The following is a 13,509-nucleotide window of genomic DNA, read 5'->3' as shown; positions in this document are numbered from 1 at the left end:
CGCCGAGACGGAGGGGGCGTTCAGCGCCGCGCTTGATACCAGCCCACGTACGCGTCCCAGAACGCCGCCTCGTCCCAGTCCGGCGCCGGGTCGCGGTTCACCCGGCGCAGCGGCTCGGGGAACTCGGTCTGCTCGGCGAAGGCGACCGGACAGGGGCGGCCCAGCCGGCGCGCGGCCTCGGCGGCGACCTTCTCGGCGAAGGCGCCCTGGGTGGCGATCCAGCCGCTCGGGCGGCAGACGCCCGGCGTCGCCGGATCCGCCAGCAGGCGCGCGAGATGCTCGGCGTAGGCCCGCGCCAGCCGGGGCGCCGGCAGGTGGTCGCGCAGGTAGAGCGGCGTGCGCACGGCCGGGGTCTCGCCGGCGAACCAGCTGCGGAACAGATAGGCCGGGAACGACCGCTGCTGCTCGAACGGCCCGTAGGGGCTGGGGATCACGAAGCGGCCGAACCGCAGGCCGGCCCAGCTCGCGTGGTGCTGCAGGGCGACGTTGGTCAGGGTCTTGGAGAGGCCGTAGGGGGTGACCGCCAGCGGTTCGGCGGGATCGCCGCCCTCGCCGGCCTCGAACACCGTGCCGGTGACCAGCGCCACCGCGCAGCCCTGGGCGGCCAGCAGTTCCAGCGCTTGCGGCGCGCCGGCCAGATTGCGGTCGAAGGCCGCCGTCGCGTCGAAGCCGGGGTCGCGGTAGCCGGTGACGTCGGCCGCGTGGTGCGCGAGCGCGGCGATGTCCTTGCGGCCGCGCACGAGGTCGAGGAAGGCCGGCGAGCCGAACGGAACGCCGAAGACCACCTCGGCGACCTGCTCGACCCGGGTGATGCGCGCGGCGCGCTCGGGGTCGTAGTCGCCCCGGTCGCGCAGCAGCGGCGCGACCACCGCGAAGCCGGCCTGCGCCAACGCCTCGGCGATCCACATGCCGGTGAAGGAGCTGGCGCCGGTGAGGAGGACGACCGCGCCCATCAGCCGGCCCGGTAGTCCGCGTACGCCGCGTCGCGCGGCGAGATCACCTGGGGCTGCGCCGGCCAGGCGATGGCGAAGGTGGGATCGTCCCAGCGCACGCCGGCCTCGCGGCCCGGCTGGTACAGCGGCGAGATCTGGTAGAGCACGTCGCAGTCCGGCTCGAGCGTCAGGAAGCCGTGCGCCACGCCCTCCGGCACCAGCAGGGCGCGGCCGGTCTCGGCGGAAAGCTCGGCCGCGGTCCAACGGCGGTGCGTCGGGCTGTCGGGCCGCAGGTCCACCGCCACGTCGAAGATCCGCCCGCGCACGCAGCGCACCAGCTTCACCTCGCCGTACGGATCGGGCTGGTAGTGCATCCCGCGCAGGGTGCCGAGGTGCGGGTTGCGCGACAGGCTGGTCTGGGCCGGGACGAACGGATGGCCGGCCGCGGCGAACTCGTCGGGGCAGTGCAGCCTGGCGAAGGCGCCGCGCTCGTCGCTCCGCGGCTCGAGCTCGACCACCACCACGCCCGCGATCTCGGTCGCGGTGAACCGCATCAGCCGACGACCTCGGTGCGCGGCGAGGCGACCACGAAGCGGCCGCCCCATTCGCCGATGTAGGCGAGCTGCGCCATGATCTCGTCCTTCAGGTTCCAGGGCAGGATCAGGACGTAGTCGGGGCGCACCGCGCGGATCTGGTCGGGGCCGAAGATCGGCGCATGCGAGCCCGGCGTGAAGCGGCCCTGCTTGGCCGGATTGGCGTCGAAGGCCGCGACGATGTCCTCGGCGGTGGCGCCGCAGTAGTTGAGGAAGGTGTTGCCCTTCGCGGCCGCGCCGTAGGCGGCGATCCGCTTGCCCTCGGCCTTGGCCCGCGCCAGGAAGGCCGTGAAGCTGTCGCGCACCGCCTCGACCTTCGGTGTGAAGTCCAGGTAGGTCTCGATCCGCGACAGGCCGGCCGCCGCCTCGCGGGCGCGCAGCGCCGTCAGCGCCTCGGTCTCCGACCGCCCCGAGCCGACGTGGCAGCAGAACAGCCGCAGCGACCCGCCGTGGGTCGGCAACAGCTCGACGTCGAACGGCCGCAAGCCGTTGGCCTGCAGCACCTGCTCCACCGCCACCAGCGACAGGTAGGAGTAGTGCTCGTGGTAGATGGTGTCGAACTGCACCAGCTCGATCAGGTTCAGCAGGTGCGGGAACTCGAAGGTCAGCACGCCCTCGTCCTTCAGCACGTGGCGGAAGCCGGCGACGAAGGCGGAGATGTCGGGCACGTGGGCCAGCACGTTGTTGGCCGCCATCAGGTCAGCGCGCACGCCGCGCGCCGCCAGCGCCACGGCGGTCTGCTCGTTGAAGAAGATCACCTCGGTCGGCACGCCACGGGCGCGGGCGGCCTCGGCGGTGTTGGCGGTCGGCTCGATCCCCAGCACCGGCACGTCCATCGCCACGAAATGCTGCAGCAGGTAGCCGTCGTTGCTGGCGATCTCGACGACCAGTGAATCCGGACCGAGGTTCAGCCGATCGGCCATCGCCTCGGCGTAGCGCTGGGCGTGGGCGACCCAGCTGGAGGAGAAGGACGAGAAGTAGGCGTAGTCCTGGTCGAAGATCGCTTCGGCCGGCACGACGTCGTCGGCCTGCACCAGGAAGCAGGCGTGGCAGACCCGGGCGTGCAGCGGATAGCGCCGCTCGGTCCCGGCCTCGAGCTGCTCGGCCGTCAGATTGCTGTTGGCCAGCGGCTGCAGGCCCAGGTCCAGGAAGGTGTGGGTCAGCGGCGTCTGGCAGAAGCGGCAGTGCGGAGGGGCGCTCATCGGCGGGTTTCGTAGCCTTCGATCTCTTCCAGGCACAAGTCGAGCGCGGCCTCGCCGGCCGCCTGACGACGGTGCCAGTCCATGGTCAGCGCCACCGCTTCCGGCGCGTCGAGCACGCTCTGAAAGCCGAGAACCTCGCGGGCGCGGGTCGCGTCGATCGCCAGGGCCTTGGCCTCCAGCGAGTTGGGGTCGGGATCGTGCCGCCAGGGCCTGGCGCCCAGCGCGGCCACGCCGAGGCTGGCCAGCTCGCCGACCGTCACCTCCGGCCCGCCGGGACGCGGCCCGAAGTTCAGCGCCCGCGGCGCGTCCGGCCGCTCGGCCAGCGCCTGCAGGTAGGTGAAATAGCCGGCGACGCAGTCGAGCACGTGCTGCCAGGGCCGGGTGGCCTCCGGATGGCGCAGCACGACGGTCTCGCCGGCGCCGGCGGCGCGGACGATGTCGGCGACCAGCCGGTCGCGCGAGAAGTCGCCGCCGCCGATCACGTTGCCGCCGCGGGCGGTCGCCACGGCCACGCCCAGGCGGTCGAAGTAGCTTTTCGCGAAGCTGGCGGTGACGAGCTCCGCCGCGGCCTTCGAGGCCGAGTACGGGTCCTTGCCGCCCAGGGCGTCGTCCTCGACGAAGGCGCGGCCGGTCTCGGCGTTGGCGTAGACCTTGTCGGTGGTGACCACGAGCACCGCCTTCAGCGCCGGCTGCGCCCGCAGCGCCTGCAGCAGGTGCGCCGTGCCCATGACGTTGGTGGCGTAGGCGCCGACCGGATCCTCGATCGCCGCCCGCACGATCGGCTGGGCGGCCATGTGCAGCACGAGGTCGAACCTCGCTCCGGCTACTGCCTCCTGCACCGCCGCGGCGTCGCGCAGGTCGGCAAGCCGGGAGACCAGACGACGTTCGACGCCGGCCAGCTCGAACAGGCTCGGCGTCTGGTCCGGCGCCAGCGCCAGGCCGGTGACCTCCGCACCCATCCGCGTCAGCCAGATCGCCGCCCAGCCGCCCTTGAAGCCGGTGTGGCCGGTGAGCAGGACGCGCTTGCCGCGCCAGAACTCCGGGTTCACCGCCACGGCGCGGCGCCCGACGCCCACAGCGCCTCCAGCTGGTTCTTGTCGCGCAGGGTGTCCATCGCCGCCCAGAAGCCGTCGTGGCGGAAGGCGCTCAACTGGCCGTCGCGGGCCAGGCCTTCCAGCGGCTGATTCTCCCAGACCGTGGCGTCGCCCTCGATGCGGTCGAGCACGCTGGGCTGCAGCACGAAGAAGCCGCCGTTGATCAGGGCGTTGTCGCCGGGCGGCTTCTCGCTGAAGCGCTGCACCTGATCGCCGGCCAGCTCGAGCGCGCCGAAGCGGCCGGGCGGCGCCACGGCGGTGACCGTCGCTTCGCGGCCGTGGCCGCGGTGGAAGGCCGCCAGCGCCATCAGGTCGACGTCCGACAGGCCGTCGCCATAGGTGAGGAAGAAGGGCTCGCCCGGCTCGAGGTAGCGCGCGACCCGCTTCAGCCGGCCGCCGGTCATGGTCTGCTCGCCGGTCTCCACCAGCGTCACCCGCCAGGGCTCGTGGTTGGTGGCGTGATACTCGATCGCGCCCTTGGCGAGGTCGACGGTGACGTCGGCGTTATGGAGCACGTAGTTGGCGAAGTACTCCTTGATCATGTAGCCCTTGTATCCAAGGCACACGATGAAGTCGTTGAAGCCATGGCGCGAGTAGAGCGTCATGATGTGCCAGAGGATCGGCCGCCCGCCGATCTCGATCATCGGCTTCGGCCGCAGGTGGCTCTCTTCCGAGATGCGCGTGCCCAGCCCGCCCGCGAGGATCACCGTCTTCATGTCTTCCCGCTCGCCGGTCGCCGTCCGATTCCCGCGCCACGTGCGCGTCCTGCCCGTCGTCTTATCGTGATCCTCTCGGCGGATGAAGGGACCAGCCCCGCTGCGGGGCTTGCGCCGCGGGCCGCGCCGCGGGATGGGTGCGCCATGGCGCAGCCGCCCCCCGTCAGCTTCCTCATCGCCGGCGTCCAGAAGGGCGGCACCACGGCGCTCTACGACTATCTGGCGGACTATCCCGACCTGGCGTTGTCGCAGCCGAAGGAGGTGCACTTCTTCGACGACGAGACCCGCGACTGGGACGCCCCCGACTACGGCGCCTACCACGCCCATTTCCCCGCCGCCGACGGCCGGCCGTGCGGCGAGGCCACGCCGATCTACCTCTACTGGCCGAACGCGCTGGAGCGGATCTGCGCCTACAACCCGGCCATGCGGCTGATCGTGACGCTGCGCGATCCGGTCGCGCGGGCCTGGTCGCACTGGCGCATGGAATACGCCCGCGGGGCCGAGCGCGAACCCTTCGCCTGGTGCATCCGGCAGGGCCGCCAGCGGCTGTTCGACGCCCGCCCCTGGGGCCATCACCGTGAGTTCTCCTACGTCGAGCGCGGCTTCTACGCCGAGCAGTTCAAGCGCCTGTTCACCCGGTTCCCGCGCGAGCAAGTGCTGGTGCTGCGGGCCGAGGACCTGCGGGCCGAACCGGCCGCGACGCTCGGCGCGGTGCGCCGCCACCTCGGCCTGCCGCAGGCGGCCGCCCCGGCCCACCGCGACGTCCACGTCGGCCGCGACATCGACTACGGCTCGGAGCTGAGGCCCGAGGACGTCGCCTGGCTGCGCCAGGTCTACGCGCGCGACCAGGCGCGGCTGCGCGACCTCGTCGGCTTCGCCTACGGCTGAAGGCCGACCGCCGTCAGAACTGCGTGTTCTCGCGCAGGAACTTGTTGAGCACGTTGGTCGGCCGGATGCCGTAGCGCACGCTGGCGCGCTCGACGCGGCCGTGCGGCGCTTCGCGAATGGCGGCGAAGAAGGCGCGGTCGGAGGTCACCCCCGGGCCTTCCGACCAGCGGCCGAAGGCGCGGGCGGCGGCGAGCTTGTCGACCAGCAGGCAGTTCGGGTCGACGAGGCCGCCCTGCGGGGCGAACCGGCCGGCGTCGGGGCCGACCGAGTCCCAGCGGTCGACGCCCAGTTCGCGCCCGGTGGTCTCGTCGATCAGCATCCGCAGGGAATAGGCCCAGGCCTTGCCCTGGATCGCCTGCATGACCCCGCCCAGGTGGTCGGGCTCCCAGGCGTTGTCGTCGTCGAGGTAGGCGACGTAGCGGGTGTTGGCCATGAAGCTGAGGATCGACCGCAGCGAGCCGCCGTCGGTCGCCGGGTGGACGCCGCCGTGGCGGATCGAGGTCGACCAGGGCAGCGCCAGCACCACGGCCGAGACATTGGCCGGCCGCCCCTGCAGCACCGCATCGAGGTCGATCGCCGCCTCGGCGGCCTTGTCGACGCCGATCATCAGTTGGATCCGCCCCGGGTAGGACTGCCGGAAGACCGACTCCACCGCAGCCCCGATGCAGGGCCGAAGGATGGTCGGCATCACGACCGCCACACGGGCCGGGGTCTGCGGATCCAGGGCGTCGGGATAGAACTGCCCGAGCGGAAGCGGCGCGGCGCGGGTGGCGGCGTTAGTCATCAGCGGATCGTCTCCCCCGGAGGCTGGGCCACTGGTTAAGTCGATCGGCGGCCGCACGCCAGGGGCGCGTGGACGCAGGGCGCTCGCCAGAAGTTGATAAGCCCCGCCATTGGATTTTCTTTGCCCGAGCTGCACTTTCGGTTAAGCTTCGGTGTCAGCCTAGCTCTCCATGGCTGTGTCGCTTCGGCCGGGCAGCGTTCCGCAAGGTTCGCCGTCCGGCCTTTGCGTTTGTGGCGCAGCCTTCAGCCGACTCGCATTTCAGCCGACTCGGTCGGACGGCGTCAGCGTGAACGCGCCGAAGCGGGCCATCCAGAGAATTGCACGTTGCACGAACGGCCGCAGGCCGGCCGAAAACTGCGCGACCGCTTCGGCCGCCGTCGTCGGGCCGCGCGTGGCGACATGTTCGAACAGCTTGGCGCAGTCGACGAGCGCAGGCCGGTTGATGCCGCTGTGGGCCGCGAGCGGCGAGGTGAGCAGCGCCTCAACGTCGCTCCAGGCCACACCGGGCGGCGCGCTGACTATCCAGTCGCCGCGGAAGTGCCGCGTGGGATAGCTGGCGAACAGCGTGAAGGGATCCGGGCGGAACGGGTTGCCCGGATCGGTCGCCACGACAGGCGCCGCGCGGCGACGAGCGTCCTGCTCGGCCCACAGGGCCTGGTACTGCGGGATGATCGCCGCCCAGTCGAAAACCGTCTGCGCCCGCGCCTTCGCCTGGGCGCCCAGGCGCGCCCGCAGGTCGGGATTCTCGGCGAGGTCGACGATCGCCTGCGCCGCGGCGGCCAGGTCGATGGCCGTGTACTGCGCCGCGCCGCCGACATAGGCCTGATAGTTGATCGCGGTGTCGGCGTAGAAGTGGGCGAAGTCGCCGCCGGCGCCGGGCGGTGGCGCATAGGTCGGGATGCGGAAGCCGTCCTCGCCGTGGCGCACGGTGTCGCGATAGCCGTTCCAGTCGGTGACCACGCAGGGCAGGCCGGCGGCCATCGCCTCGACCGGCGTCAGGCCGAAGGTTTCCTGGATATTGTCCGAGAAGCTGATGAACAGGTCGGCCGCCGACCAGATCGAGAAGCGGACGTCCGCCGGTCGGCCGTCGACATGACGATAGTGAACCGACGGGCAGAGCGCCCGCGAGTTCGCGTGGTAGTCGGCGGCGGACGTCTCGGTCTCGGCCCAGCCGGAGTTCAGCCAGTACAGCGGCCGGGTGGTCCGGCCCGCCGCCTGCTCCAGCGCCATGGCCATCAGCGCGGGGTTCATCTTCCCGCGCGGCTCGAAACGACCGACGTAGAGCACCACGACGGCGTCCTCAGGGATATCGAGGCGCTCCCGCCAGGCCTTGCGCTGGGCGGCGCTGACCGCGAAGTCGGCGACGTTGACGCCCAGCGGAATGACGGTGCGCAGCGGCTCCGGCCGGCGACGGGGTCCGTACTCCTGCGCCAGGTAGGCGCGGACGCCATCGAGCTCGGCCTCCACCGAGGCGCGGACGACGCTGGAGGTGCAGATCAGCGCGTCATAGTCGTGCAGCGGCGACAGCAACAGGTCGGACACGTTGCGCATGATGGTGTCTGACGCGGTCGTATGGGTGACGCCGCAGATGGCGTAGGCCTGCTCGCCCAGCGGCCGGCGCGCCCAGGCCTCGTTGGCGATCCCGGGGATCGGCAGGTTCAGCACCCCGACCTCGCCCAGGCGTCCGCGGTCCGCGTGCCAGTCGCGCGGCGTGTCCGGGGCGTCATGCCGGCGCAGCAGCGCCTCGATGTCGGCTTGCGGCTGCTTCTTGACGTTCCAGAGGTGGAACCGGTCGACTTCGGCGTGGCGCAGGTAGCCGCGCAGGAAGCTTTCCCCGGCCGAATGTCGCCCCATCAGGCGCGCGCCGGTGGTGTCGTAGGCGTCCGGGTGGATGTAGAGCGCGGCGTTCGACATGGCCTCTTAAGACCGCGCCGCCGCCGGAAATGGAAGCCGCAAAAAAGAAAAGGGGCCGCCCCGAAGGGCGACCCCCAAACTCTCGTCTAGGCCGTGAGGCTTAGATGATGTTCGTGCCCGAGATGTCGGCCAGCGAGCGGCCGACCAGCACCACGGCGCTGTCGTTCGCGTCGAGGTCGTTGCCGGTGCCGCCGTTGTCCGCGAAGACAACCACGGAGTCGCCGACTTGCACCGCAACCACGTCCGCGCCGCCGCCGAACTGGGCGTCGGCGAAGGCAGTCGCCGCCGCGTAGTCAGTGACGGTGGTGGTGAACAGGGTGTTCGAGGCCACGCCGAACTCGAGCTTGTCGACCGACGACCAATCGCGGATCTGATCCTGGCTGCCAACGGTCAGGCTGGATTCGCCCGAGCCGAAGACGAAGGTGTCAGCGCCGTCGCCGCCGAACAGGATGTCCTGGTTGGCGCCGCCGACGATGGTGTCGTCGCCCGCGTTGCCGCTGATCAGGTCGCTGCCGCCGAGGCCGGTGATCGAGTCGTTGCCGTCGCCACCGTTGACGGTGTCGTTGCCCAGGCCCGCTTGCAGCAGGTCGTTGCCCTGGCCGCCGCCGATCGAGTTATGGCCGCTGTGCAGCGAACCATTGATCGTGTCGTCGCCCAGACCGCCGAGGATGGTGTCGTTGCCGGTGCCCAGGTCGAGGACGATGCGGTCGTTGCCCGCGCCGAGGTCGACATTGAGCGTGCCGGTGTAGCCAGCGTCGCCGTCGATGGTCACGACGTCGTTGCCGTCGCCGCCCAGGATGGTGTCGTTGCCGACGCCAGCGCCGTGGATCACGGTGATGGAGTCGTCGCCGGCGCCGCCGTCGATCGAGGCGTTGAAGCCCGTGCCGGTGTGGCTGATGGTGTCGTTGCCGTCACCGCCCAGGATGGTGTCGTTGCCGCCCGCCGTCACCGTGATGGTGTCGTTGCCGGCGTCGCCGAACACTTGCTTGTCGCCGGTGCCGCTGATGATCAGCACGTCGGCGCCTTGGCCGCCGTGGATCGCGGCGTTGCCAGCGTCGCTGGCGGTGATCGAGTCGTCACCGACGTTGCCGTTGATGTCGATCAGCGCGGTGTGGGTGCCGCTGACGTTGATGGTGTCGTTGCCGTCGCCACCGAAGACTTGGCCGTCGTTACCCGCCGCGAAGACTTGCGTCAGGGTGTCGTTGCCGTCAGCGCCCAGCAGGGTGTCGTTGCCGCCCAGGCCGACGATGGTGTCGTTGCCCAGGTCGCCGCTGAGGTACTCGGCCGCCGAGGTGCCGGTGATCGAGTCGTCGCCTTGGCCGCCCAGCAGGGTGGCGTTGGCGCCGCCGCCAGTGATGGTGTCGTCACCCATGTTGCCGTTCACGCGGACAGTGCCGCTCAGGCTGATGGTGTCGTCGCCTTGACCGCCGAACAGCGAGTCGTTGCCGCCGTTGCCGGCGATCGAGTCGTCGCCCTGGTTGCCTTGCAGCCAGTCAACAGTGGTCGTGCCGGTGACCGAGTCGTTGCCCTCGCCGGCGAAGACGCCGACGTTCGTGCCCGACGCGAGGATCGGGTCGGCGCCGGCCGTGCCGACGTACACGTTCGAACCGGTCAGCGGGATCGCGACGGTGTCGCCGAGCAGGTTCTCGCCGAAGGTCACCGTGCGGCCGGTGGCCACGTCGGTCACGATGGCCAGGTCCTGGGCCGGGGTCGTCGCGTTGCCCGGATCTTCACCGAAGGCCACGCGGAAGTTGTTGCCGCGCGCGGTCGCGCCGGAAACTTGCAGGGTGTCGGAGACGCCGAAGGTCAGCGCTTCGGCCGCCGTGATCGTCTCAAAGTTAAAAGTCGCCATTAGTCTCTCCAGTCTGTGTCACACGGACCCCGGCACGCCTGACCCCCACAATGTGGAGCGGTCCCGACGATCCATCACCCCATGCGCCGTGGCGGAACCACGGCGAAGGTTAAACGAGCCCGACGAAATGCGTATCGGAAGCTAGACAATCGCGCAATATCAAAAACGGCCACACTACGGCGGGACGGCGCCGAAGCTTGACCACAGCGCAAACCACCCGGTTTCAAGGGGAAAACCGGAGCCGCGCGGGCGCCTTAAGGACGCCGCAGCGCCTTGCCCGCCGAGGGGCGGCGCAGGTCGTCGCCGGTCGGCGTTCCGTGCGCCGACGGGCGGTCTTAAGCCGGTCTACGCCCGACTCTGGATCGGAGGCTCGCCCCGGTTCATGACCGTAATGTGGCGAACTTCCGTCCAGATCGGGCAGCCGTCTATTCCTCGCGGAAGGCGTGTTCCAGGGTGCTGGTGATCGGCGAGATCAGGAAGCCCAGGAGCGTGCGCTTGCCGGTGATCAGCATGACGCTGGCGGGCATGCCGGGGGTGACCCGCTCGCCAGGCTTCAGCTTGGTCAGCTCCCGTGGCTCGATCCGCACGTCCGCCCGGTAGAAGGACTGGCCGGACTTCTCGTTGTGGATCGCCGCCGGCGAGACCATGACCACCTTGGCGTCCATCGGGCTATGCCAACGCGGATCGAAGGCCAGGATCCGCACGCGGGCGTGCTGGCCGACGCTGACCGACTCGATGTCCTGCGGCTTGATCATCGCCTGGACGTACATCGGCGCGTTCGACGGCACGATCTGCATCAGCACCTCGCCGGGAGTGGCGGCGCCGCCCGGGGTGTACTGGGTCAGGTTGAACACATAGCCGTCGACCGGCGCCCGCACGACCGTGCCGGCGAGCGTGGAGCTGGCGGCGGTCAGCCGCGGCAGCACGTCGGCCAGCTTGCCCTGGGCGTCGCGCAGCTCCTCGGCGGCCTGGGTGTGGCGCTGGTTGCTCATGCTGACCATCTGCATGCGCGTCTCGCCCTGCTGCTGCCGCAGGCGAGCGATCTCGGCCTGCAGCGAGCCGCGTCGACCGGTCAGCTCGGCCATCGAGCGCTCGTAGCGCAGGATCAGCTGCTTGGGCGCGTAGCCCTTGGCGTAGAGCGTCTTGTAGCCGGCCATCTCCTCCTCGGTCAGATCGGACTGATCCTTGACCGAAGCGACCTGGGCCTGGGCGCCCTGGATCTGGTTCTGGATCTGCTCGAGCCGCTGGGTGAGCACCGAGTTCTGGCTCTGGAACAGCTGCTGGCGGGTGGTGAACAGGAACTCCTGGTCGCGCACCAGCCCGGCGACCCGCGGGTCGGCCATGCGGCCGCTGAGCTGCGCCGGCCACTCGATCGACGGCTTGCCGACCGCCTCGGCCGAGGCGCGGGCGGCCTGGCTCATCAGGATGTCGGCCTGGTTCTGCAGCACCTCGACCGAGGCGCGCGCGTCGGTGTCGCGGAAGGTGACCAGCGGCTGGCCGGCGCGCACCTGCTGGCCTTCGCGCACCAGGATCTGGTTGACCGTCCCGCCCTCGCGGTGGCGCAGCGTCTTGAGGTTGAAGTCGACCGCCACTTCGGCCGGGGCGGAGATCCCGCTGGCCAGCGGCGTCAGCGCGGCCCACAGGCCGAGCCCGATCACCAGCAGGCCGATCACCCAGGCGCCGACGATCATCGGCCGGCGCATCCGCGCCTGCAGGCTCGGGTGGATCGGCTCGGCGCTGTCGCCGAAGGTCGGGGCTATGTAGTTCTGCCGCACCGGGCCGAGATCAAGCTTCATCGTCCGGCCTCCACGGCGCGCACTTCGGCCGGCTTCATCAGCCGCGCCATGACGCCGTCGCGCGGGCCGAACAGATCCATCCGGCCGTCGCGCATGGCGAGCATCTTATCGGCGGCGCGGAACACGCCGACCTTGTGGGAGATGATCACCACGGTGGCGCCATTCTCCTTCATCGCCTCGATGGCGTTCATCAGCGCCTGCTCGCCCTCGGCGTCCAGGCTGGCGTTCGGTTCGTCGAGCACGATGAAGGCCGGGTCGGCGAGCATCGCCCGGGCCAGGCCGACGCGTTGCCGCTGGCCGACCGACAGCACCACCCCGCTCTCGCCGACTTCGGTGTCGTAGCCCTTCGGCGTGCGCAGCACGAGCTCATGCACCCCGGCGAGCTGCGCGGCGCGCACCACCTGCTCGTCGGTGACGTCGTCACGGAAACGGGCGATGTTCTGGCGGATGGTGCCGGCGAACAGCTCGGTGTCCTGCGGCAGGTAGCCGACGTGGCGGCCAAAGTCGGCGCGATCCCAGGTGAACACGTCCGCGCCGTCGAGGCGCACCACCCCGTTGATCGGCCGCCAGATGCCCATCAGCAGGCGCGCCAGCGTCGACTTGCCGGCGCCGGAAGGCCCGACGATGCCCAGCACTTCGCCGGGCTCGACCTGGAAGTTGATGCCCTGCAGCAGCAGCTTGTTGGCGCCCGGCGGGGCGAAGTTCAGCCCTTCGACGCTCAGCCGGCCCTTCGGCCGCGGCAGCACGGTCGTGCTCGACGGCGGCTCGGCCTTCTGCAGCACCTCCATCAGCCGGCCGTGCGCCCGGGCCATGTTATTCAGCGGCTCCCAGGCGGCGACGATCTTCTCGATCGGCTGCAGCGCGCGGGCGGCCAGGATCATGTTGGCGAACAGCATGCCGGAGTGCAGTTGCCCGCGCATGATCAGCCAGGCGCCGACGGCGATGGTCAGGATCTGGATGACCATCCGCACCGCCTTGATCGTGTCGGTGTAGGCGTTCGACTTCTCCGCCGCCACCGCGCCCCGGTCGATGGTCACGCCGCGGAAGCGCGCCCAGGCCGCGCCGAGCGTCGGCAGCATGCCCATGGCCCGCACGACCTCGCCGTTGCGCAGCGCCGCTTCGGTGAAGGCGTAGCTCTTGATCGCCGCCTCGTTGGCGTCCTTCATCGGCGGCCGCAGCGCACGCTCCTGCATCAGCGCCAGGGCCAGCAGCACCAGGGCCCCGACGGTGGTCAGCACGCCGACCCAGGGGTCGATCAGATAGAGCACGACGATGAAGACCGGAATCCACGGCAGGTCGAAGAAGGCCGCCGCGGCGACGCCGGTCAGGGTCTGGCGGAAGGTGTCGAGGTCGCGCAGCACCTGCGAGCGGCCGCTCGGGTCGCCGCGCACCGCCGCGTCGAACAGGCCGGAGAACAACCGCCCCGAGACCCGCTGATCGAGCATCACCCCGTAGTTGATCAGGATCCGCGCCCGGTAGTCGTCGATCACCGAGGACACCGCGAACACGAACACCGTGATGAAGGTCAGCACCCAGAGCGTCGACTGACTCTCGCTCTGCATCACCCGGCCGTAGACCTGGAACGTGTAGAGCGGCATCGCCAGGTAGAGGACGTTCGAGAAGAAGCTGAACACGGCCGCCACGATGAACGGGCGTTTGCCGTCGTGCAGCGCCCGGGTGAGCGCGTTGTCCGGCTGGTTGGCGAGAAAAGTCAGAAATTTCATGGCCGCAGAGGTGT

The 13,509-nt window shown here is 70.4% G+C and carries 11 protein-coding genes; 1 reads left to right on the top strand and 10 read right to left on the bottom strand.

What is annotated here, in order from left to right; all coding sequences use genetic code 11:
* Window positions 1-20: 20 nt before the first annotated feature.
* The 5 genes from ACSQ14_RS02960 to rfbF are packed head-to-tail and all read right to left on the bottom strand — an operon-like array spanning window position 21 to window position 4,537.
* Complete coding sequence (locus ACSQ14_RS02960; protein ID WP_436009565.1) at window positions 21-953, bottom strand: NAD-dependent epimerase/dehydratase family protein; 933 nt, start codon at window positions 951-953, stop codon at window positions 21-23.
* Window positions 953-1,486, bottom strand: a complete 534-nt coding sequence (locus tag ACSQ14_RS02955; RefSeq protein WP_436009563.1) for a dTDP-4-dehydrorhamnose 3,5-epimerase family protein — start codon at window positions 1,484-1,486, stop codon at window positions 953-955. Before ACSQ14_RS02955 ends, ACSQ14_RS02960 begins: the two co-directional genes overlap by 1 nt.
* Window positions 1,486-2,727 carry a methyltransferase domain-containing protein gene (locus ACSQ14_RS02950; RefSeq protein ID WP_436009561.1) on the bottom strand — a complete coding sequence of 414 codons (1,242 nt, stop codon included), beginning with the start codon at window positions 2,725-2,727 and terminating at the stop codon, window positions 1,486-1,488. Before ACSQ14_RS02950 ends, ACSQ14_RS02955 begins: the two co-directional genes overlap by 1 nt.
* Window positions 2,724-3,803 (bottom strand): CDP-glucose 4,6-dehydratase, encoded by a 1,080-nt coding sequence (rfbG, locus tag ACSQ14_RS02945; protein ID WP_436009559.1) that lies wholly within the window; start codon window positions 3,801-3,803, stop codon window positions 2,724-2,726. The genes ACSQ14_RS02950 and rfbG overlap by 4 nt, the downstream gene beginning before the upstream one ends.
* Entirely contained in the window at window positions 3,773-4,537 is a 765-nt protein-coding gene (gene rfbF / locus ACSQ14_RS02940; RefSeq protein ID WP_436009557.1) for a glucose-1-phosphate cytidylyltransferase, read from the bottom strand. The genes rfbG and rfbF overlap by 31 nt, the downstream gene beginning before the upstream one ends.
* Window positions 4,538-4,681: 144 nt before the next feature.
* Between rfbF and ACSQ14_RS02935 the strand changes: the two genes are divergently transcribed.
* The gene (locus tag ACSQ14_RS02935) at window positions 4,682-5,425 is read left to right on the top strand and encodes a sulfotransferase (protein WP_436009555.1); all 744 of its coding nucleotides are present in this window, start codon (window positions 4,682-4,684) and stop codon (window positions 5,423-5,425) included.
* Between the two features lie 13 nt (window positions 5,426-5,438).
* Here ACSQ14_RS02935 and ACSQ14_RS02930 read toward each other — a convergent pair whose 3' ends face one another.
* The 5 genes from ACSQ14_RS02930 to ACSQ14_RS02910 form a co-directional block, all read right to left on the bottom strand.
* Window positions 5,439-6,209 (bottom strand): hypothetical protein, encoded by a 771-nt coding sequence (locus ACSQ14_RS02930; protein ID WP_436009553.1) that lies wholly within the window; start codon window positions 6,207-6,209, stop codon window positions 5,439-5,441.
* Window positions 6,210-6,467: 258 nt separating this feature from the next.
* The gene (locus ACSQ14_RS02925; RefSeq protein WP_436009551.1) at window positions 6,468-8,123 is read right to left on the bottom strand and encodes a glycosyltransferase family 4 protein; all 1,656 of its coding nucleotides are present in this window, start codon (window positions 8,121-8,123) and stop codon (window positions 6,468-6,470) included.
* 100 nt (window positions 8,124-8,223) lie between these two features.
* Window positions 8,224-9,975: a calcium-binding protein gene (locus ACSQ14_RS02920; protein ID WP_436009549.1), complete on the bottom strand. Its 1,752-nt coding sequence runs from the start codon at window positions 9,973-9,975 to the stop codon at window positions 8,224-8,226.
* 425 nt (window positions 9,976-10,400) lie between these two features.
* Window positions 10,401-11,771, bottom strand: a complete 1,371-nt coding sequence (locus tag ACSQ14_RS02915) for an HlyD family type I secretion periplasmic adaptor subunit (RefSeq protein WP_436009547.1) — start codon at window positions 11,769-11,771, stop codon at window positions 10,401-10,403.
* On the bottom strand, window positions 11,768-13,495 hold the full coding sequence (locus tag ACSQ14_RS02910) for a type I secretion system permease/ATPase (RefSeq protein WP_436009545.1): 1,728 nt from the start codon (window positions 13,493-13,495) through the stop codon (window positions 11,768-11,770). The genes ACSQ14_RS02915 and ACSQ14_RS02910 overlap by 4 nt, the downstream gene beginning before the upstream one ends.
* Window positions 13,496-13,509: the final 14 nt, after the last annotated feature.

It is taken from the genome of Phenylobacterium sp. LjRoot219 (genome assembly GCF_964252995.1).
Classification (GTDB): domain Bacteria; phylum Pseudomonadota; class Alphaproteobacteria; order Caulobacterales; family Caulobacteraceae; genus Phenylobacterium.
This window is presented reverse-complemented; position numbering and strand designations above follow the sequence as displayed.

Bases quoted from the DNA above. Each gene is read 5' to 3' on its own strand.
- ACSQ14_RS02910 (WP_436009545.1), bottom strand. From the start codon at position 13,495: ATGAAATTTCTGACTTTTCTCGCCAACCAGCCGGACAACGCGCTCACC.
- ACSQ14_RS02960 (WP_436009565.1), bottom strand. From the start codon at position 953: ATGGGCGCGGTCGTCCTCCTCACCGGCGCCAGCTCCTTCACCGGCATG.
- ACSQ14_RS02935 (WP_436009555.1), top strand. From the start codon at position 4,682: ATGGCGCAGCCGCCCCCCGTCAGCTTCCTCATCGCCGGCGTCCAGAAG.
- ACSQ14_RS02930 (WP_436009553.1), bottom strand. From the start codon at position 6,209: ATGACTAACGCCGCCACCCGCGCCGCGCCGCTTCCGCTCGGGCAGTTC.
- ACSQ14_RS02955 (WP_436009563.1), bottom strand. From the start codon at position 1,486: ATGCGGTTCACCGCGACCGAGATCGCGGGCGTGGTGGTGGTCGAGCTC.
- ACSQ14_RS02950 (WP_436009561.1), bottom strand. From the start codon at position 2,727: ATGAGCGCCCCTCCGCACTGCCGCTTCTGCCAGACGCCGCTGACCCAC.
- rfbF (WP_436009557.1), bottom strand. From the start codon at position 4,537: ATGAAGACGGTGATCCTCGCGGGCGGGCTGGGCACGCGCATCTCGGAA.
- ACSQ14_RS02915 (WP_436009547.1), bottom strand. From the start codon at position 11,771: ATGAAGCTTGATCTCGGCCCGGTGCGGCAGAACTACATAGCCCCGACC.
- ACSQ14_RS02920 (WP_436009549.1), bottom strand. From the start codon at position 9,975: ATGGCGACTTTTAACTTTGAGACGATCACGGCGGCCGAAGCGCTGACC.
- ACSQ14_RS02925 (WP_436009551.1), bottom strand. From the start codon at position 8,123: ATGTCGAACGCCGCGCTCTACATCCACCCGGACGCCTACGACACCACC.